Below are 17,787 nucleotides of genomic sequence, written 5' to 3'. Positions count from 1 at the left end.
GGTGCCGGTCTGCCCAAGGATCGCTCCCCATGAAGCGGAGCTCCTCCCACCGCGCCCTGGTCTACGCCCGCAACGCCGCCATGGGCTGTGTCGTCCTGTTGCTGCTGGTGGCGGGTGTGCTGTCGTCCTGGAACGAGGCGCACCACATAGTTCTGTCCAAGGGCCGTGAGCACGGCACGATGACCGTGACGGGTTGCGGCGCCGATGTCTGTACCGGTCCGTTCGCGCCGTCGGGGCAGGCCGTCGCGCGCTCCCGGGTGACGATCGACAGGTCCGTCGCGGCGAGGAGGGGCGACCGGTTCCCCGTCGTGGTGAAGCCGGGCACGGATGATGTGGTGCGTGCCGGGACACCGGGCTTTCTGCACGCCTGGGTGCCGCTGGGCGGTGCCCTGTTGCTGTCGGGGCTGGTGATCGGTGGTGGCCTGCGGCTGTCCCGTACCGGCTGGTGCACGGGGATCGCGGGTGCGGCCCTGCTCGTGGCGACGTTCTTCGCCCTGTGAGCGGGGCCGCACCCGTGTCCGGGTGGGATCAGCCGGTGTTGCGCAGGCCCGCGGCGACGCCGTTCACGGTGAGCAGCAGGGCCCTGGCGAGCAGCGGGTCGGGCTCTTCGCCGCGTGCCGCGGCTTCGCGCTGGCGGGCCAGCAGCGAGACCTGGAGGTAGGAGATGGGGTCCAGGTAGGCGTCGCGGATGGCGAAGGTCTGCTGGAGCACCGGGCTGGTGCCGAGCAGTTCGGTGGAGCCGGTGACCTTGAGGACTTCCTGGACGGTCAGCGCGTGCTCGGCCTCGATGGCGTCGAAGACGTGCTTCAGCTCGTCGGGGACGAGTGTGTCGACGTAGTGCCGGGCGATGCGCAGGTCGGTCTTGGCGAGGGTCATCTCGACGTTGGAGAGGAAGTTCCGGAAGAAGTGCCACTGCTCGTGCATCTCTTCCAGGACGGTGTCCAGACCGGCTTCGCGCAGGGCCTTGAGGCCGGAGCCGACGCCGTACCAGCCGGGCACGATCTGCCGGGACTGGGTCCAGCCGAAGACCCACGGGATGGCCCGCAGGCCGTCGAGCGAGACGCCCGAGCCGGGGCGGCGGGAGGGCCGCGAGCCCAGGTGCAGGTCGGCGAGCTGGTCCACCGGGGTGGAGGCGAGGAAGTACGCGGGCAGATCCGGGTCCTCGACGAGCTTGCGGTAGGCCGCGTGCGCCGCGTCGGAGACCGTGTCCATCGCGGCGTCCCAGCGGGCGAGGGCCTCGTCGGACTGGCGGGGCGCGGTGTGCAGCGCGGAGGCCTGGAGGGTGGCCGCGACGGTCAGTTCCAGGTTCTCCCGGGCGAGCGCGGGGATGAGGTACTTGTCGGAGATGACCTCGCCCTGCTCGGTCACCTTGATCTCGCCCTCCAGCGTGCCCCACGGCTGCGCGAGGATCGCGTCGTGCGAGGGGCCGCCGCCGCGGCCGACGGTGCCGCCGCGGCCGTGGAAGAGCCGCAGCCGTACGCCGTAGCGGTGGGCGACGTCGCGAAGGCGGCGCTGGGCGCGGTGGATCTCCCACTGGGAGGTGGTGATGCCGCCGAACTTGGAGGAGTCGGAGTAGCCGAGCATGACCTCCTGCACGTCGCCGCGCAGCGAGACCAGACGGCGGTACGACGGGTCGGCGAGCATCTCGTCGAGGATGACGTCGGCGGCGCGCAGCTCGTCGGTGGTCTCCAGGAGCGGCACGATGCCGATCTTGGCCCAGCCGCCGTGCAGGTCGATCAGGCCGGCCTCGCGGGCGAGTACGGCGGCGGCGAAGACGTCGTCGGCGCCCTGGCACATCGAGATGATGTAGGACTCGATGACTTCGGGGCCGAAGCGCTCGAAGGCTTCCTTGACGGTGTGGAAGACGCCGAGGGTCTTCTCGCCGGCGGCGTCGAGGGGGGCCGGGGTCGGGGCGAGCGGACGGCGGGAGCGGAGCTCCTTGGCGAGGAGCTTCTGCCGGTAGTCGCGGGGCATGTCGGCGTAGCGCCAGGATTCCTCGCCGAGCCGGTCGAAGAGCTGGCCGAGGGCGTGGTGGTGGGCGTCGGCGTGTTCGCGGACGTCCATGGTGGCGAGCTGGAGGCCGAAGGCGGAGAGGGTGCGGATGGTGCGGTCCATCCGCCCGTCGGCGAAGAGTCCGCCGCGGTGCTCGCGCAGTGAGGTCTGGATGAGTTCCAGGTCGGCGAGGAGCTCGGCGGTGCCGAGGTAGTCGCAGCCGGGGCGGTGCGGGGTGCCGGTGGCGAGGCGCTCGCGGGTGTTGACGAGCTTCTGCCGGATGCAGGTGGCCTTGAGGCGGTAGGGCTCCTCGGCGTTCAGCCGCTTGTAGCGCGGGCTGATCTCGGGGAGGCGTTCCAGGTCGGCTTCGAGCGAGGTCAGCAGTTCGTCGGTGGCACCGGTGTAGCGGATGGAGTTGGAGAGCAGTCCGCGCAGGTGGTCGATGAGTTCGAGGGCGTCGGTGATGCCGTGTTCGTGCTGGAGGATCAGCACTTCCCAGGTGACGGCGGGCGTCACGTTGGGGTTGCCGTCGCGGTCGCCGCCGATCCAGGTGCCGAAGGTGAGCGGGCGGGTGCCCGCGGGCAGTTCGACGCCGACGCGTTCGAGTTCGGCGGCCAGGTCCTCGAGTACGTCGCCGACGGCGTTGGCGTGCAGTTCGTCGAGGTAGTAGATGGCGTTGCGGGCTTCGTCGGCGGGCTCGGGGCGGACCACGCGCAGTTCGTCGGTCTGCCAGATGAGGTCGATGTTCTCGGCGAGCCGGAGGTCCTGGCGGCGCCGGTCGGCGTCGACGACGGGCGTCTCCAGGAGCGCGGCGATGCGGCGGAGCTTGTTCAGCACGGAGCGCCGGGCGGCCTCGGTCGGGTGTGCGGTGAAGACGGGTCGTACGTTGAGGTTCTTGACGGTCTCGCGCAGGTGGACGGGGTCGGCGTCCTTGAGCCGGTCGGCGGTGCGGGCGAGGAGCCCGCCCTCGGCGGCGCGGCGGTCGCGCATCTCGTGGGCGCGGTGGACCTGCTCGGTGACGTTGGCGAGGTGGAAGTAGGTGGAGAAGGCGCGCACGAGCTGCGCGGCGGTCTCCAGGTCCGTGTCGCCGAGGAGCTGGGCCGCGGCTTCGCCGTCGGTGCGGGTCAGGGCGCGGACGCGCTCGACGAGGTCGAGGAGCTCCTGGCCCTCCTGGCGTACGAGGGTCTCGCCCAGCAGGTCGCCGAGGCGGCGGATGTCGGCGCGCAGCTCGGGGCTGGCGGCGGGGGTCTGGTCGGCACTGCTCACAGTGTGCGGCTCCTTGCAGTGGTTGAGCACGGGGGTTCTCCGGGGCCGCGGCAGGCAGCGATGCTGACGCCACCCCGGGACAGCAGAGTGCGGACCGCGCTGTCCGACCCCACCAGGATAGGTGTCCACTCCGTCGGCACCGCTCGCGGCCCGATCGGGTTTCCCCTTCGTGGACGGCCCGTCGCGCTCTCGTGCAGCGGGCCTCCGCGCTGCCATACTTACGTTGCCGTAGGTTACGGAACCGTAGCCAGAGCTATCCGTCGTATTCCTCATCCCCAGGGGACTCCCCATGAACACCAGCCCCGCTGCGATCGACGGCGCCCAGCCATCGGCGGCCGACGGTCAGACCCTTCCCTCCGCCACGCTCGGCGGGGACAACAAGCGGTCGATCGAGCAGATCGCCCTTCTGCTGTTCATCGTGGTGCCGTTCGTGGCGCTGGTCGCGGCGGTGCCGCTGGCCTGGGGCCGCGGCGTGAGCTGGCTCGATCTGGGCCTGCTCGTGGCGATGTACTTCATCGGCTGCCACGGCATCACGATCGGTTTCCACCGCTATTTCACGCATGGCTCCTTCAAGGCGAAGCGCCCGCTCCGCATCGCTCTCGCCGTCGCCGGTTCGCTGGCCGTGGAGGGCCCGCTGGTGCGCTGGGTGGCCGACCACCGCAAGCATCACCGTTTCTCCGACGCGGAGGGCGACCCGCACTCGCCGTGGCGCTTCGGTGAGAGTCTGCCCGCCCTGATGAAGGGCCTGTGGTGGGCCCATATCGGCTGGATGTTCGACCAGGAACAGACTTCGCAGCAGAAGTACGCCCCCGACCTGGTCAAGGACCCGGCGCTCCGCGGCGTCTCCCGCCACTTCATGACCCTCACGGCCGTTTCGCTGGCGCTGCCGCCGCTGGTGGGCGGTCTGGTGACGATGTCGTGGTGGGGCACGGCGACGGCCTTCTTCTGGGGCTCGCTGGTCCGGGTGGCCCTGCTGCACCACGTCACCTGGTCGATCAACTCGATCTGCCACGCGGTCGGCAAGCGGCCCTTCAAGTCGCGTGACCGGTCCGGGAACGTGTGGTGGCTGGCGGTCCTGTCCTGCGGGGAGTCCTGGCACAACCTGCACCACGCCGATCCGACGAGTGCCCGGCACGGTGTGATGAGGGGGCAGATCGATTCGAGTGCCCGGTTGATCCGCTGGTTCGAGAAGCTGGGCTGGGCGCACGACGTGCGCTGGCCGGACGCTGCCCGGATCGAGTCCCGCCGTATCGACGCCCGGCGCTCCCCCGAGCGCGCCGACGCGGCATGATTGACGACGTGGCGACCGACTCCAGCACCAGCAGCGAGAAAAAACGTCCTTCCTCCTCCCCCCGGCGCACCCGCCGGGTGCGGATGACCGGCAAGGAACGCCGCGAGCAGTTGCTGGACATCGGTCGCACGCTCTTCGCCGACAAGGGCTTCGAGGGCACCTCGGTCGAGGAGATCGCCTCCCGCGCCGGTGTCTCCAAGCCGGTCGTGTACGAGCACTTCGGCGGCAAGGAGGGCCTGTACGCCGTCGTGGTCGACCGCGAGATGCGCCAGCTCCTGGACATGGTCACCAGCGCGCTGACCGCGGGCCACCCGCGCGAACTCCTGGAGCAGGCCGCATTCGCCCTGCTCGACTACATCGAGACGTACACCGACGGCTTCCGCATCCTGGTCCGCGACTCCCCCGTGGCCCAGTCGACCGGCACCTTCGCCTCCCTGATCAGCGACATCGCCACCCAGGTGGAGGACATCCTGGGCCTGGAGTTCAAGGCCCGCGGCTTCGACCCGAAGCTGGCCCCGCTGTACGCGCAGGCGCTGGTCGGCATGGTCGCCCTGACCGGCCAGTGGTGGGTGAACGCCCGCAAGCCGAAGAAGTCGGAGGTCGCCGCCCACCTGGTGAACCTGGCCTGGCATGGCCTGGAGAACCTGGAGGCGAAGCCGAGGCTGATAGGGCACCGCAAGAGCTGAACGGGGGGCCGGTCACCCGTTCGGCCGGATCAGCCCGAATCGGGCAAATGGGCAGCGTTCTCGGGTCCGCATCCCCAGGAACGACGCTTCTGTACGGGAATCACGGACCGTCTTCACGGGAGCGTCCGTGGCATGCCTGCGTCCCAGTGTCGGCCCCCGGACGAAGACCGAACGGTACGCAGGCGGACGCTGCTCGCAGAGTTGGCCATCGACCCGGCTCCGACCGTCGGCGCCATCAACATTGGCCCGGCACGAGCTCCACGGCAGCCAAGAACGGTCCCGTCAAGAGCGGTCGATAACGAAGGTGTCGCCAGGGCGGGAAGCCGGGATGTTGGATGTTGAGCCAGTAGGCCCAGCAATTGGGGTTGGCAACTTCGCGGATCTCGTAGCCCACTCCGTTTCGGATGAAGGCGTGCAGCAGTTCGGGATCGCCGCGACGGGGTCAGTGATGCGGCCGCCGAGCGGCCGTCAGCCAGTGGGGCGCCCAACCATGGCGGATGCCCGGGCCATGGCAGCGCATATCGGTGAGCCATGCTCGCGTGTCTGGAGCTGTTTCGCAGGGGCAGGGAAAGAGGGGCCTGACGGCGCAGCAGGGTGACGCCCCCTCTTTCCTGATCACGAGTTCGGCAGCGCGCCCCGCACGATCGTAGAAATCTCGCTGGTCGCCGGCCGGGGAGCAGTGAGGAACGAGAGGGCCCACACCAATCCTTTGCGTCAGGGGCGGGAAGCGCAGCCGGTAGGGTGCAGCGAGAAAAAGGCTCAAAGAAGTCGAATCAGCGGAGCCCGCAGGAAGAAATCCATTCGCGCCCACTCAAATAGACACAGAATAAGGATTCCCGGGGCCGCATCCGGAACAATTTCCCACCCTCCGAACCTATATCGCGCGATCCGCTTGCCCCTCATAACCATATCGAAGCCAACACCATGACGAACGAAGGAAACATCGAGACCTTCGAATTCGACGCATCTTCTTGATTTTCGATAGGCGGATTTCACAGAGATCTCAAACTCAGATCCCCCCATCCTTCCGCGCGTGCCACGCTTAAGAATTCTAGAGGACACCACGCCTGGCACTCCGAGCCCATACACTTCGATTCCCTCCGAACCCGAGAAGGAAATATTCCAGCACTCGTGTCCCTCCGATGCCGAAATAGCATCACTGCGGGCCGCTGGCCGGCGAACCAGGGTCACTTGTCCGAGAGGCGTATCCGCCAAGGCATAGACCCTCTCCCGATCAGCAGGAGAACTCCAAACACTGGAGGAAACCACCTTGCGCATTTTCACCGCCGCCACCTTCCCTCTAGGCAGAACCCATTCCGGGGCCCTGCATTAAGCACAGAGCCCCGGAAATTATACGGGAATTCTAATTTTTTGAATCCTGCCAGGCGCCGGCGCCCACACCCAGACCGAAACCCCTTGACGCCAAGCCCGCCAACGCCCCTCCCAGACGGGTTGCCCCCGCAGCAACCGAACTGCCGAGATAACTTGCCCCCCGAACGGCCCCCTTACTCACGACAGTCGCAGGTCCGGCATCATATCGCAGCCTAAAAGCGCCCTGGAATGCCCCACCTCCAGCGGACGCAAGGGCATACCGAGCAGCATCGCTCCCAGTCGTTTCATGCCCCAGCGCCTTATCGGCAATTAGATGTGACGGCGTCCCTATCAGCGCACCGACGGCAGCTCCAGCGATTATTACGCACCCAACTCCAGCCGTCCCAGCACACATCGCTCCTGCCGCCACACCTGCAGCAAATCCGACACCAATGCTAATTGCCCGGTGAACTATGGTTTCCTTGTGCCTGTTCCAGAAACCCCCCAGGCCGCCTTTGATGCTACCCAAAATACTATTATTCTTCTGACGGGCTTCCGCTTGCGCCTTGGCGCGCGCCTTGGCCTGTGCCCGGTACTCCGCCGCCTTATTCGCCCGCTGCTTCGCGTAGTAGTCGTTGATCAGGTAGCCGCTGGTGTTCTGGCGGTACGCGGCATAGAGGAACTGGGATTCCGGGTCCTTCTTGGGTGTCTGGTGCCAGACCCATTTGCTGCCCTTCAGGGTGTAGCCGGCGTTCATGCCGCGGTCCCGTGCCCAGGCGTCGTCGTTGTACGAGGCGCCGCCGGCTGGGCCGTCGGGGCGGAGGCCGTCCGGGTCGGACTTGGTGAGGGGGTTGTTGTGGGCGTAGCTGTACGCGTTCATCTGCGCCGGGTCGTTGACGTCGATGATGGGGTCGGCGGAGAGGAAGCGGCCGAGGGTGGGGTCGTATTCGCGGGCGCCGAGGTGGGTCAGGCCGGTGGGGTCGTTGGTGCCGCCGACGAAGCCTCGGGTTCCGAACGCTGTCGACTGGGTGGTGCGGAGCTGTCCGAAGGGGAGCTGCTTGCGGCGGGTGAGGGCGAGAGTTCCGACCGTGATGGCCGTCATCGCCGTGCCCTGGTGGTCGCTGATGAGGTACGAGGTGGTCGCCCCCGTGCGGACGGCCACGGTTTCGCCGTTGTGCGTGTAGTAGCGGGTCCAGTCCGCTGCCCTTGACTCCGCCGAGGAACACGGCGAACGCGGCGACGGGCAGGGCAAGTTCGGGCCCCTGCATCACTCGAGTGGTGCGTTGTTCATCGGGTGAGCTCCTGTCGTGCCTCGGCCAGTAGTTCGACGCTGCACGAAGTATCTGCCGCTTGGGATCGCAAGTAGTCAAACACCGTGCTCATACTCGGCCACGTCCTCGAAGGAGCCGAACTGCTCGACGAAGACCGAATCACCCGCACCGGGGGCACCGTGAGCGCACAGCCCGACAACCCGTACTGACCGCTGATCCCCATGCCTGAGCTCACGCCCGACGCCTTGCGGGCTGCGGTTGCCCGGATCGCTCCCAGCCGCATTCCCGCGCTCACTCAGCATCTTTTCGAGGCCACGACGAACGCGCAGCAGACGCAGCGCCTCGCTCCGCTGAGGGTGTTCATCCACTCCTGGGCCGTGTTCGTGGCGATCGAGCAGCAACGTCACCTGGTACGACTGAGCCCGGCTGCTCGTCAGGCGACCCGCTCCAGGAACTCCAGCCGGTTCCCCACCGGGTCGTGGCTGTAGAAGCGCCGGTGTCCCGGCAGGTCGCCGTCCCAGTGCACCTCGGCGCCCCGCTCCGCCAGCCGGGCCGCGTACGCCTCGATGTCCGTGACGCGCAGGCCCGGGTGGGCCTTCCTTGCCGGGCGGAAGTCCTGCTCGACACCCAGGTGGAGCTGGACCGGGCCCGCCTGGAACCAGCAGCCGCCACGGGCCGCGAGGGCCGGAGGCTTGGGGATCTCGGTCATGCCGAGGATGTTCGCGTAGTAGGCGCGCAGGGCGTCCTCGGAACCCTCCGGGGCGGCGAGCTGTACGTGGTCGACGGCGGCGATCATCACTTCTCCTTGCGGGCCACGGCGAAGATGCGGCGGAACGGGAAGACCGTGCCGTGCGGGCCCCGGGGGTAGGCGGTGCGCAGCAGGTCGCGGTACTCGGCGAGGAACGCGTCGCGGGCCTCGGGGTCGTCGGCCAGGGCGGTCAGAACGGGGCGCAGGCCGGTGCCCTTCACCCAGTCGAGCACCGGGTCCTCGCCGGGCAGCAGGTGCAGGTACGTGGTCTCCCAGACGTCCGCCGTGATGCCGGGGGCGGTCAGCGCGTCGAGGTAGGCGGTGGGGGCGAGCACGGCGTCGGCATGGCGCAGCTCACCGGCCAGGCGGTCGCGCCAGCGCGGGGAGCCGGCGAGTTCGCGCATCAGGACGTGGCTGGGCTGGTCGAAGTTTCCGGGGACCTGGAAGGCGAACGTGCCGCCGGGGGTGATCGCGTCCAGCCAGTCCGGGAAGCGGCCGGCGTGGCCGGGGACCCACTGGAGCAGGGCGTTGGAGACGATCAGGTCGTACGGCTCGGCGGGGGTCCAGGTCGTGGCGTCGGCCTCGGCGAAGTCGAGGCGGGGGCCGGCGTGGGCGCGGGCCCGTTCGAGCATCTGCGGAGAGTTGTCGTAGCCGGTGATCCGGGCCTCGGGCCAGCGGTCGGCGAGCAGGACGGTGACGTTGCCCGCTCCGCAGCCGAGGTCGGCGATACGGGGTGCGGGGGCGGCCGGGAGATCGGCGACGCGGGCGAGGAGGTCGAGGAAGGGGCGGGTGCGGTGGTCGGCGTGGCGCAGGTACTGCTGCGGGTCCCAGGTGGGTGAGGTCATGGAGTCAGGATCACGCCAGAAATATCTTGATGTCAAGACACTTGAATTCAAGAGACTTCATGTCGACAGACCCTCTACACTGATCCACATGGAGGACGAGGTCGACCGACTGGTCGCTGCATGGCGCCGCGAGCGCCCCGACCTCGACGTGGAACCACTCGAGGTGCTCAGCCGCGTCTCCCGCCTGGCCCGCCATCTGGACCGGGCCCGCCGGATCGCCTTCTCCGAGCACAATCTGGAGCCCTGGGAGTTCGACGTACTGACGTCCCTGCGTCGCGCCGGCGCCCCCTACCAGCTCTCCCCCGGCCAGCTCCTCACCCAGACCCTGGTCACCTCCGGCACGATGACCAACCGCATCGACCGCCTGACCAAGAAGAACCTCGTCGAGCGCCTCCCCGACCCCAGCGACCGCCGTGGCGTGCTCGTCCGGCTCACCGCCGAGGGCCGCGACAAGGCCGACCAGTCACTGGCCGGACTGCTCGCCCAGGAGCGCGCCATCCTGAGCGAGCTCTCCACCCAGCAACGGGGCGAACTGGCCGGACTGCTACGCCAGTTGACCGCCCCGTTCGACAACATTCCCGGCTAGAGCAGGTCCGGCCGGGCCGACGCCCGCGCGTCGGGCCAGGGCGACCGCGGCCAGGGTGGAGTGCACGCCCAGTTTCCCCAGCACGTTCTGCATATGGGTACGGACCGTGTGCGGGGAGAGGAAGAGCCGCTCGGCCACCGCCTTGCGGCCCAGGCCCGCCACCATGCAGCGCAGCACCTCGCGTTCGCGCGGGGTCAGGGACTCGACCAGCTGCTCGCTCTCGGTGCGGTGCTTGCGCGCCGCCGTCAGCTCCCGCAGCACGCCGGTGAGCAGCGCCGGGGGCAGATGTGTCTCGTCCCGCAGCACCCCGCGGATGACCACGAGCAGCCGTTGCAGCGAGCAGTCCTTGGCGACCCAGCCGAAGGCACCGGCCTGCAGTGCCAGCGCGGCCCGGCGCGGGTCGTCCTTCTCGGCGAGCACCACCGTGCGCACGGACGGCCGGCCCGAACGGACCCCGGCCACCAGGGAGATGCCGTCCACCGGGGCGTTCTCCCCGTCGGCGGGGACCGGGACCGGCGCCCGGCGGTCTCCCGCCGGGCCCAGGATGCCCAGCTCGGCATCGACCAGCATCACGTCGTAGCCGCGCCCCTCGGCGGCGGCCCGCTCCAGGCACCGCAGCGCGGCGGGGCCGTTGCCCGCCGCCGCCACCTCCACGTCCGGCTCGGCCGCCAGTGCCGCTGCGAGCGACTCGGCGAAAATACGGTGGTCGTCCACCACGAGAACCCGGATACGAACCACAGGCACCCCCATGCCGCGTCTGCTCCCGGGCCACCCCCGGGCCCGCCGAAAGGGACCGATCAGCGCGGGTACGACGCCCGGATCGGGGAGATGGACCATGGTTCCACGGCCGCCGCCGTGTCCCGACCGCCACCCACCCCCGGGCGCCGCACCCGACTGTCTCGTACCCCTGAATCAGCACCGGCCCCCACCGGTGCTGTGCATCAGGGTACGGCCGGCGGGCCGTGACGGAAGGCAATTCGCAGAACTGACCGGCTCCGGGCGGTTCTAAGGTGTGGTCCATGTTTCGTCTTGAGACAGAAGTGGACAAAGGGCGGCGTACCTTGCTGGGCCGGCGACTGCGCGACGACAACACGGCCGGCTCCCCGGAGCTGCGCGCGCTGCGCACCGGCCCCGCCGGGCGGGAACTCCCGTTGGAGGTATGGGCGCTGGACATCGAGGGCGCCGTCGCCGGTGGACTGACCGGCCGCACCTGGGCGTACTGGCTCCATGTGGACCAGCTCTGGGTGGATGCCCGCCACCGCGGCAGGGGCCTGGGCTCGCTGCTGCTCGCGGAGGCGGAGCGGGTGGCCGGGGCGGACCGGGCCTGCACCCGCTCCCGGCTGGAGACCTGGGGTTTCCAGGCGCCGGACTTCTACCGGGAACGGGGCTACGAGGTGAGCGGGCGGGTCGAGAACTACCCGCCCGGGGTCACCGAGTTCATCCTGACGAAGGAACTCGGCTGAGCCGGCGGGCACCCGCCGAGGGCACGGCCGGGAAGATCCGCGGCGTCGCGTGACCCGCCGAGGCGAACGCCTCCAGCACGGACTTGGAGACCGTGTCCGCCTGCTCCTCCGCCACCAGCACGATCGCCGAACCGCCGAAGCCGCCGCCGGTCATCCGGGCACCGAGCGCGCCGGCCTCGCCGGCCGCCGACACCACCAGGTCCAGCTCCGGGCAGGAGACCCGCAGATCGTCGCGGAGCGAGGCGTGCCCCGCGTCGAGGACCGGGCCCACGGCCCGCACGTCGCCCGCGTCGAGCAGCGCGATGACCTGCTCCACCCGCTGGTTGTCGCTGACCACATGGCGTACGTAGCGCACCACGGACTCGTCGACGTCGGCCATGGCCAGGGTGTCCAGGGCCGCGCCGAGGCCGTCGTACGGCACCTCGCGCAGCGTCCGTACGCCGAGCGCCGCCGCGCCCGCCTCGCAGCCGGCCCGCCGCTCGGCGTACGCGCCGTCACCGAGCGCGTGCTTGACCTGGGTGTCGACCACGAGCAGCCGCAGTCCGTGGGCGGCCAGGTCGAAGGGAACCTGACGCCGGGTGAGGTCGCGGGTGTCCAGATGCAGGGCGTGGCCCTCGGTACAGCAGGCGGATGCCATCTGGTCCATGACCCCGCAGGGCACGCCCACGAAGTCGTTCTCGGCGCGCTGGCCGAGAACCGCCAACTGCTGGGCGGAGAGCTCGAGTTCGAAGAGGTCGTTCAGGGCGAGCGCGGTGACGACCTCCAGCGCGGCGGAGGAGGACAGGCCCGCGCCGGTGGGAACGGTGGAGGTGAGCTGGATGTCCGCCCCGGTGACCGGGTGGCCGGCCTCGCGCAGTGCCCAGACGACTCCGGCGGGGTAGGCCGCCCAGCCGTGTCCCTCGTGCGGGGCCAGGTCGTCGAGCCGGAGCTGGACCACGCCACCGGGTACGTCGGTCGAGTGGAGCCGCAGTTCGCCGTCGGTGCGGCGGGCGACGGCCGCGCGTGCGGTGTGCGGCAGGGCGAGCGGCATCACGAAGCCGTCGTTGAAGTCGGTGTACTCGCCGATCAGGTTGACCCGGCCGGGGGCCGCCCAGATCCCTTCGGGCGCGCGCCCGTACAGCTCGGTGAAGGAGGCGGTCAACTCGCCGTTCTCGGCGAGGGAGGCGGTCGGCTCACTGTTCTCGGTCATGGGGCGGTGGGCTCCTCTCGGCGGGCGAACGTCCAGGCGTCGGTGACGATTCCGGTCAGGTCGGCGCGGGACGGCGACCAGCCGAGCCGCTCCCTGGCGGTGGCGGCGGAGGCGACCAGCACGGCGGGGTCACCGGCGCGGCGGGGGGCCGCGGTCTCCGGGACGGGGTGGCCGGTGACCTCGCGGACGGTCTCGATGACCTCGCGCACCGAGAAGCCGTTGCCGTTGCCGAGGTTGCAGATCAGGTGCTCGCCCGCGGTGGCCGCGTCCAGGGCCAGCAGGTGGGCCTCGGCGAGGTCGGCGACATGGATGTAGTCGCGGACGCAGGTGCCGTCGGGGGTCGGGTAGTCGTCGCCGTACACGGAGATCGACTCGCGCCGGCCGAGGGCGACCTGGAGGACCAGCGGGATGAGGTGCGACTCGGGGCTGTGCCGCTCCCCGCAACTGCCGTACGCGCCCGCCACGTTGAAGTAGCGCAGCGAGACCGCGGCCAGTCCGTGCGCGGCCGCCTCGCCGGTGATCATGTGGTCGACGGCGAGCTTGGTGGCGCCGTAGGGGTTGGTGGGCGCGGTCGCGTCGGACTCGGTGATGGGGGTGGTGACGGGTTCGCCGTAGGTGGCGGCGGTGGAGGAGAAGACCAGGGTGCGCACTCCGGCGTCCCGCATCGCGGCGAGCAGCGCGAGGGACCCGCCGACGTTGTTCACCCAGTACTTCTCCGGGTCCGTGACGGACTCGCCGACCTGGGAGTACGCGGCGAAGTGCAGCACCCCGTCGCAGGAGGGGTCCAGCCACTTCGCCGCGTCCTGGACGCGGCCCTCGATGAACTCGGCCCCGGCCGGGACGCCCTCCCGGAACCCGGTCGAGAGGTCGTCGAGAACGGTGACCGCGTGCCCGGCCTCCAGCAGGTGCTGGGCGACCACGCTGCCGACATATCCCGCGCCGCCCGTGACCAGGTACTTCTTCTGGGGCTTGCTCACTCGCTCGCTACCTCTCGCAGTCGCTGGGCCGCGGCCTCCGGCGGCACATCGTTGATGAACACGTTCATGCCGGATTCGGAACCCGCGAGGAACTTCAGCTTGCCGGAGGTACGTCGGATGGTGAAAAGCTCCAGATGGAGCCCGAAGTCCTCCCGTCCGGGAACACCGAACGGGGCCTGGTGCCAGGCCGAAATGTACGGGGTCGGCGGCTCGCCGGGGCCGAAGATCCGGTCGAATCGCCTCAAGAGTTCCAGATAGACCTGTGGGAACTCCGTGCGCGCGGCCTCGTCGAGTTCCCGCAGGTCGGGGACGCGGCGGCGCGGGTGGAGGTGGACCTCGTACGGCCAGTGCGCGGCGTACGGCACGAAGGCGACCCAGTGCTCGCCGTCGATGACGATCCGGGAGCCGTCCGCCTCCTCGCGGGCCACCACGTCGTCGAAGAGATTGCCGCCGGTCTCGGCGCGGTGGGCCGCCATCGAGCGGAACATCAGCTCGGTGCGTGGGGTGACGAAGGGGTACGCGTAGATCTGACCGTGCGGGTGGCCGAGCGTGACACCGATCTCGGCGCCCCGGTTCTCGAAGCAGAACACCTGCTTGACCTGCGGGAGTTCGGCGAGTTCGGCGGTGCGGTCGGTCCATGCCTCCAGGACCAGGGCGGCCTGGTCCTCGGTGAGGTCGGCGAAGGACGCGTCGTGGTCGGAGGTGAAGCAGACGACCTCGCAGCGGCCGGAGTCACCGGCAAGCGAGGGGAAGCGGTTCTCGAAGACGGCGACGTCGTAGTCGGCCTCGGGGATCTCGCTCTGCCGGCCGTCCCGCGAGGGGCAGAGCGGGCACTCGTCGGCCGGCGGGTGGTAGATGCGGCCCTGGCGGTGCGAGGCGATGGCGACGCTGTCACCGAGGAACGGGTCGCGACGGATCTCGGACGAGGTCGATACGGCGTCGAGGGGGCGCCGGTCGACGGCGTCGCGCACGACATCGTCGCGGCCGTCGTAGTAGAGCAGCTCCCGGCCGTCGGCGAGCGTCGTAACCGTCTTCTTCACCAGGTTCCTCCAAACATAACCAAACACAATGAACCACAACTCAACAAAGGCGTCAATGAGTGGCCCACGCCGGACGGCATGGGCCAGGGTCCGGTATCCGGGCGTGCGTGGATGGCTGTGCGTGGCTGGCTGTGCGTGGATGGCTGTGCGTGGATGGGTCTGCGTGGCGCGGAGAAGGCCGGGCGAGCGGGGCGGGGCGCGACTCAGCGGTCCGGCCGGTCCGGCCGACCGACCGGTGCCGCGCGGTCCAGCAGCCCCGTGCGGGCCGCGAGTGCCGCGGCCTCAAGACGGGAGCCGACGCCCAGCTTCATCAGCACCCGCTGCACATGCGTACGCGCGGTGCTCGGCGCGATCCGCATCCCGGCCGCGATCAGCCGGGTGTCCTCCCCCTCGGCGACCCGCACCAGGACCTCGACCTCGCGCGGGGTGAGCATCTGCAGCAGCCGCTGCCCCTCGTCGTCCGGCGCCGCGGCGGGATTGAGCAGTTCGGCGAAGGCGCCCTGGAGGAGCTGCGGCGCCACCGCCGCCTCGCCGGCCCGCGCCTTGACCATCGCCCGTTCGACGCCCTCCATGCGCTCGTCGTGGCGTACGTATCCCGCGGCACCCGCGGCGAACGCCGCCGCGATCCCGCGCGGGCTGGGCACCGGTCCGAGCACCACGACGGCCACCTGCGGGCGCTCGCGGCGGATCCGTACGATCGGGTCGAAGGCGCCGGGTTCGGCGGGTGCCGCGGTGCCGAACAGGCAGACCTCCGGGGCCCTGCTGACCACCAGTTCCGCCGCCCCCGAAGTCGGCGCGGCTGCCGCGAGGACGCGATGGCCCCGCAGTTTCAGCGCCGAGGCGAGCGCCTCGGCGAGCAGTCTGTGATCATCGACCACCATGAGCCGCACGCCCATCGAGCACACCCCCGTAGCACCGGCACACCGGGCCCCCCGGCCTTCCTGACCCGGCAAGCTACACGCTTGTTCGACGCCAGGGGCGTCTTACCGGCCAAAAGGCTCCAGAACGCCGAATCGGCGTGCGTTCGGGACCGGTTGATGGTGCGCCATGTCCGACTGGTCACCGTTGTCATCGGCCTGCCGACCATTACGGATCGCTTCCCGGGGGACCCGTGCGCCCGAAGAGGACCGGCCCGCATCTGCTCCCGAACGTGCGCGGGGGTGGTGCCCGACGAACGGACACCACCCCCGCGCGCATGCGCCCCGTTGCTAGTCCCTGCTGAAGCTGACCACCAGGCGGCGGCTCGTGTCCAGCGAGCCGCTCGGCTTGCTGACCATCGTGCTGGACAGGTACAGGTGCCCGTCGTTGTAGCGGAACTCGGAGTAGTCCGGCGTGAAGCTGGTCTCCGCGTCACGGATGGACTCGTCGCTCGGGTTCTCCATCAGCACCGTCTGCTTGAACGTGGCGCCGTCGATGGAGACGACCTGGCCGCCCTTGTCGTACGGGGGGACCCGGTACGCGATGATGTTGCCGCCGTCCATGCGGATCGGGAACATCGTGTAGCGGTCGCCCGCGTCGGCCTTGTCACTGGTCGGCTTGCCGGTGGTGAGGTCGAAGGAGACGATCTCGTTGGTGTCGCCGTACTCGCCGGTGCCCTCGTGGTCCTCGGTCGGCACGTAGATCCGGTTGTTGCCCACGGCCAGCTGGCTGCAGCTCTCGACCTTGGCGGAGGCGCAGCGCGCGGCGTACTTCTCGCCGTCCGCCGCGATCCGGGTGAGCAGCTTGCCGGTGGAGGTGTCGATGGAGAAGAAGTCCGAAATGCCGCTGCCGTCACCGGCGGTGTCACCGACGTCGGCCGCGACGACCAGCGGCTTGGTGGAGACGATGCTCGCGTAGTCGACACCGGGCGGCATCTTGTACGAGGAGATCGGCGCCCCGGTGGTGGGGTTCAGCGCCTGGATGACGAGCTGCGGGTCGTCGTACGAACCGCACTTACGGACCACCGCGAGTGCTTCGCCGCCGCCGTATCCCCTGTCGGAGCAGCCGTCGGTGGTGGCCTTGGGCTTCCAGCGCTCGGCGCCGGTGTTCAGGTCGAAGGCGGCGCCGCCCTCGGATCCGCCCGCGGCGACCGTGGTGCCGCTGAGCGTGACCTCTTCGAACCTGACCGCTGCGTCACCGCTGGTGGCGGCGGTCACCGACTTGCTCCACATCAGCTTGCCGGTGCTCAGGTCGATCGCGCCGACCTGGTTGCACGGCGGGTACTTGGTCGCCTTGGTCGGCTTGCTCTGCTCGAAGGCGATGGCGGTCTTGTAGTCCTTGGACATGTGCCGCGAGGCGGCACAGACCTGGCCCGCGAGCGGGATGGACCAGAGCTTGGTGCCCTTGGCCGGGTCGTAGGCGACGATCTCGTTGAGACCGGTCTTCACGTACGCCTTGTCGGTCAGCCAGGAACCGTCGACCTTGGTGATGTCGGTGACCTTCGGCAGCGGCAGCTGGAAGGCGACCTTGGACTTGGGGTCCGCGGGTGCCTTCTCCTTGCCGGGGCCATCGGCGGCGGCGCCGCCCTTGTTCTCGCCGCTCTTGCCCTCGGTGGAGCCGCTGGACTGGGACGCCTTGTCCGTCTTGCCGTCGTCACCGCTGCCGGAGGAGTACCAGATGCCGCCGGCGACGATCAGCACCACGGCGACCGAGGCGGCGACGATGATCTGCATCTGGGTGGAGAACTTCTTGCCGTTCCCGTTCGGCTGCGGCGGCTGCGGGGGCTGCTGCATCGGCGTGGTCGGGTAGCCGTAGCCCTGCTGCGGCGGCTGGCCGGGCGGCATGCCCTGCGGGAATCCGTAACCCTGTTGCGGCTGGCCGGGCACGGGTGCCTGCGGGTAGCCGTAACCGGGCTGCGGGGGCTGGCCCTGCGGGTAGCCGTAGCCCGGCTGCTGGCCCTGCGGATAGCCGTAACCGGGGCCCGGCTGCTGCGGGGCCCCGGCGGGCGGCTGGGCGGCGGCGGGCGGCGGAGTCGGGGCGCCGAATCCGCCTGCGGGCGGGGTGGCCGGCTGCTTGCCGAACGGGTCGGCGGGCGGCGGGGTCGGGGCGCCGAATCCATCCGGCGGGGGGTCCTGCGGGGCGCCGAATCCGCCCTGGGGCGGATCGTTGGGCGGCTGGGGCGGCTGCGTCATGGCGTACGTACC

The 17,787-nt window shown here is 69.9% G+C and carries 15 protein-coding genes; 5 read left to right on the top strand and 10 right to left on the bottom strand.

The genetic code is table 11. The annotated features are described in order from the left end of the window. Positions 1 to 29 precede the first annotated feature (29 nt). On the top strand, positions 30 to 500 hold the full coding sequence (locus tag OG520_RS24315) for a hypothetical protein (RefSeq protein WP_389975515.1): 471 nt from the start codon (positions 30 to 32) through the stop codon (positions 498 to 500). Positions 501 to 528: 28 nt separating this feature from the next. Here the strand turns inward: OG520_RS24315 and ppc are convergent, their stop codons facing one another. Further along, positions 529 to 3,258, bottom strand: a complete 2,730-nt coding sequence (ppc, locus tag OG520_RS24310) for a phosphoenolpyruvate carboxylase (protein WP_406014592.1) — start codon at positions 3,256 to 3,258, stop codon at positions 529 to 531. A 289-nt stretch (positions 3,259 to 3,547) separates the two neighbouring features. Here ppc and OG520_RS24305 point away from each other — a divergent pair, with 289 nt between their 5' ends. After that, on the top strand, positions 3,548 to 4,549 hold the full coding sequence (locus OG520_RS24305) for an acyl-CoA desaturase (RefSeq protein WP_406014591.1): 1,002 nt from the start codon (positions 3,548 to 3,550) through the stop codon (positions 4,547 to 4,549). Continuing rightward, positions 4,546 to 5,235, top strand: a complete 690-nt coding sequence (locus OG520_RS24300; RefSeq protein WP_399327973.1) for a TetR/AcrR family transcriptional regulator — start codon at positions 4,546 to 4,548, stop codon at positions 5,233 to 5,235. The genes OG520_RS24305 and OG520_RS24300 overlap by 4 nt, the downstream gene beginning before the upstream one ends. Before the next feature lie 1,363 nt (positions 5,236 to 6,598). Here OG520_RS24300 and OG520_RS24295 read toward each other — a convergent pair. The 3 genes from OG520_RS24295 to OG520_RS24285 form a co-directional block, all read right to left on the bottom strand. Then, on the bottom strand, positions 6,599 to 7,708 hold the full coding sequence (locus OG520_RS24295; protein ID WP_406014590.1) for an RHS repeat-associated core domain-containing protein: 1,110 nt from the start codon (positions 7,706 to 7,708) through the stop codon (positions 6,599 to 6,601). Positions 7,709 to 8,250: 542 nt separating this feature from the next. Then, a complete protein-coding gene (locus tag OG520_RS24290) occupies positions 8,251 to 8,613 on the bottom strand; it encodes a VOC family protein (protein ID WP_406014589.1) in 363 nt (120 codons plus the stop codon). Then, on the bottom strand, positions 8,613 to 9,410 hold the full coding sequence (locus OG520_RS24285; protein ID WP_406014588.1) for a trans-aconitate 2-methyltransferase: 798 nt from the start codon (positions 9,408 to 9,410) through the stop codon (positions 8,613 to 8,615). The genes OG520_RS24290 and OG520_RS24285 overlap by 1 nt, the downstream gene beginning before the upstream one ends. Positions 9,411 to 9,498: 88 nt before the next feature. Between OG520_RS24285 and OG520_RS24280 the strand changes: the two genes are divergently transcribed. Then, on the top strand, positions 9,499 to 9,996 hold the full coding sequence (locus OG520_RS24280) for a MarR family winged helix-turn-helix transcriptional regulator (protein WP_072487439.1): 498 nt from the start codon (positions 9,499 to 9,501) through the stop codon (positions 9,994 to 9,996). Here the strand turns inward: OG520_RS24280 and OG520_RS24275 are convergent. After that, complete coding sequence (locus tag OG520_RS24275; RefSeq protein WP_406014587.1) at positions 9,955 to 10,746, bottom strand: LuxR C-terminal-related transcriptional regulator; 792 nt, start codon at positions 10,744 to 10,746, stop codon at positions 9,955 to 9,957. The genes OG520_RS24280 and OG520_RS24275 overlap by 42 nt on opposite strands. 269 nt (positions 10,747 to 11,015) lie before the next feature. On the opposite strand from OG520_RS24275, the gene OG520_RS24270 reads away from it, so the two are divergent. Continuing rightward, on the top strand, positions 11,016 to 11,459 hold the full coding sequence (locus OG520_RS24270; RefSeq protein WP_399327981.1) for a GNAT family N-acetyltransferase: 444 nt from the start codon (positions 11,016 to 11,018) through the stop codon (positions 11,457 to 11,459). Here OG520_RS24270 and galK read toward each other — a convergent pair. From galK to OG520_RS24245, 5 genes are all read right to left on the bottom strand, one after another. Further along, positions 11,434 to 12,648 carry a galactokinase gene (galK, locus tag OG520_RS24265; RefSeq protein ID WP_406014586.1) on the bottom strand — a complete coding sequence of 405 codons (1,215 nt, stop codon included), beginning with the start codon at positions 12,646 to 12,648 and terminating at the stop codon, positions 11,434 to 11,436. The two genes, OG520_RS24270 and galK, sit on opposite strands and share 26 nt — an antisense overlap. After that, a complete protein-coding gene (galE, locus tag OG520_RS24260; RefSeq protein WP_406014585.1) occupies positions 12,645 to 13,625 on the bottom strand; it encodes a UDP-glucose 4-epimerase GalE in 981 nt (326 codons plus the stop codon). The genes galK and galE overlap by 4 nt, the downstream gene beginning before the upstream one ends. Beyond that, the gene (gene galT / locus OG520_RS24255) at positions 13,622 to 14,665 is read right to left on the bottom strand and encodes a galactose-1-phosphate uridylyltransferase (protein WP_399327987.1); all 1,044 of its coding nucleotides are present in this window, start codon (positions 14,663 to 14,665) and stop codon (positions 13,622 to 13,624) included. Before galT ends, galE begins: the two co-directional genes overlap by 4 nt. A 203-nt stretch (positions 14,666 to 14,868) precedes the next feature. Beyond that, entirely contained in the window at positions 14,869 to 15,561 is a 693-nt protein-coding gene (locus OG520_RS24250) for a LuxR C-terminal-related transcriptional regulator (RefSeq protein WP_406014584.1), read from the bottom strand. Between the two features lie 312 nt (positions 15,562 to 15,873). Continuing rightward, positions 15,874 to 17,775, bottom strand: coding sequence for a PQQ-binding-like beta-propeller repeat protein (locus OG520_RS24245; protein WP_406014583.1), 1,902 nt, complete (start codon positions 17,773 to 17,775; stop codon positions 15,874 to 15,876). Positions 17,776 to 17,787: the final 12 nt, after the last annotated feature.

It is taken from the genome of Streptomyces sp. NBC_00984 (assembly GCF_045162475.1).
Classification (GTDB): domain Bacteria; phylum Actinomycetota; class Actinomycetes; order Streptomycetales; family Streptomycetaceae; genus Streptomyces.
Note: the sequence above shows the minus strand (reverse complement) of the source record. Positions and strands in the feature narration are given on the sequence as shown.

Bases quoted from the DNA above. Each gene is read 5' to 3' on its own strand.
- OG520_RS24250 (WP_406014584.1), bottom strand. From the start codon at position 15,561: ATGGGCGTGCGGCTCATGGTGGTCGATGATCACAGACTGCTCGCCGAG.
- OG520_RS24245 (WP_406014583.1), bottom strand. From the start codon at position 17,775: ATGACGCAGCCGCCCCAGCCGCCCAACGATCCGCCCCAGGGCGGATTC.
- OG520_RS24290 (WP_406014589.1), bottom strand. From the start codon at position 8,613: ATGATCGCCGCCGTCGACCACGTACAGCTCGCCGCCCCGGAGGGTTCC.
- OG520_RS24315 (WP_389975515.1), top strand. From the start codon at position 30: ATGAAGCGGAGCTCCTCCCACCGCGCCCTGGTCTACGCCCGCAACGCC.
- galK (WP_406014586.1), bottom strand. From the start codon at position 12,648: ATGACCGAGAACAGTGAGCCGACCGCCTCCCTCGCCGAGAACGGCGAG.
- OG520_RS24305 (WP_406014591.1), top strand. From the start codon at position 3,548: ATGAACACCAGCCCCGCTGCGATCGACGGCGCCCAGCCATCGGCGGCC.
- OG520_RS24285 (WP_406014588.1), bottom strand. From the start codon at position 9,410: ATGACCTCACCCACCTGGGACCCGCAGCAGTACCTGCGCCACGCCGAC.
- OG520_RS24270 (WP_399327981.1), top strand. From the start codon at position 11,016: ATGTTTCGTCTTGAGACAGAAGTGGACAAAGGGCGGCGTACCTTGCTG.
- OG520_RS24300 (WP_399327973.1), top strand. From the start codon at position 4,546: ATGATTGACGACGTGGCGACCGACTCCAGCACCAGCAGCGAGAAAAAA.
- OG520_RS24275 (WP_406014587.1), bottom strand. From the start codon at position 10,746: ATGGGGGTGCCTGTGGTTCGTATCCGGGTTCTCGTGGTGGACGACCAC.
- OG520_RS24280 (WP_072487439.1), top strand. From the start codon at position 9,499: ATGGAGGACGAGGTCGACCGACTGGTCGCTGCATGGCGCCGCGAGCGC.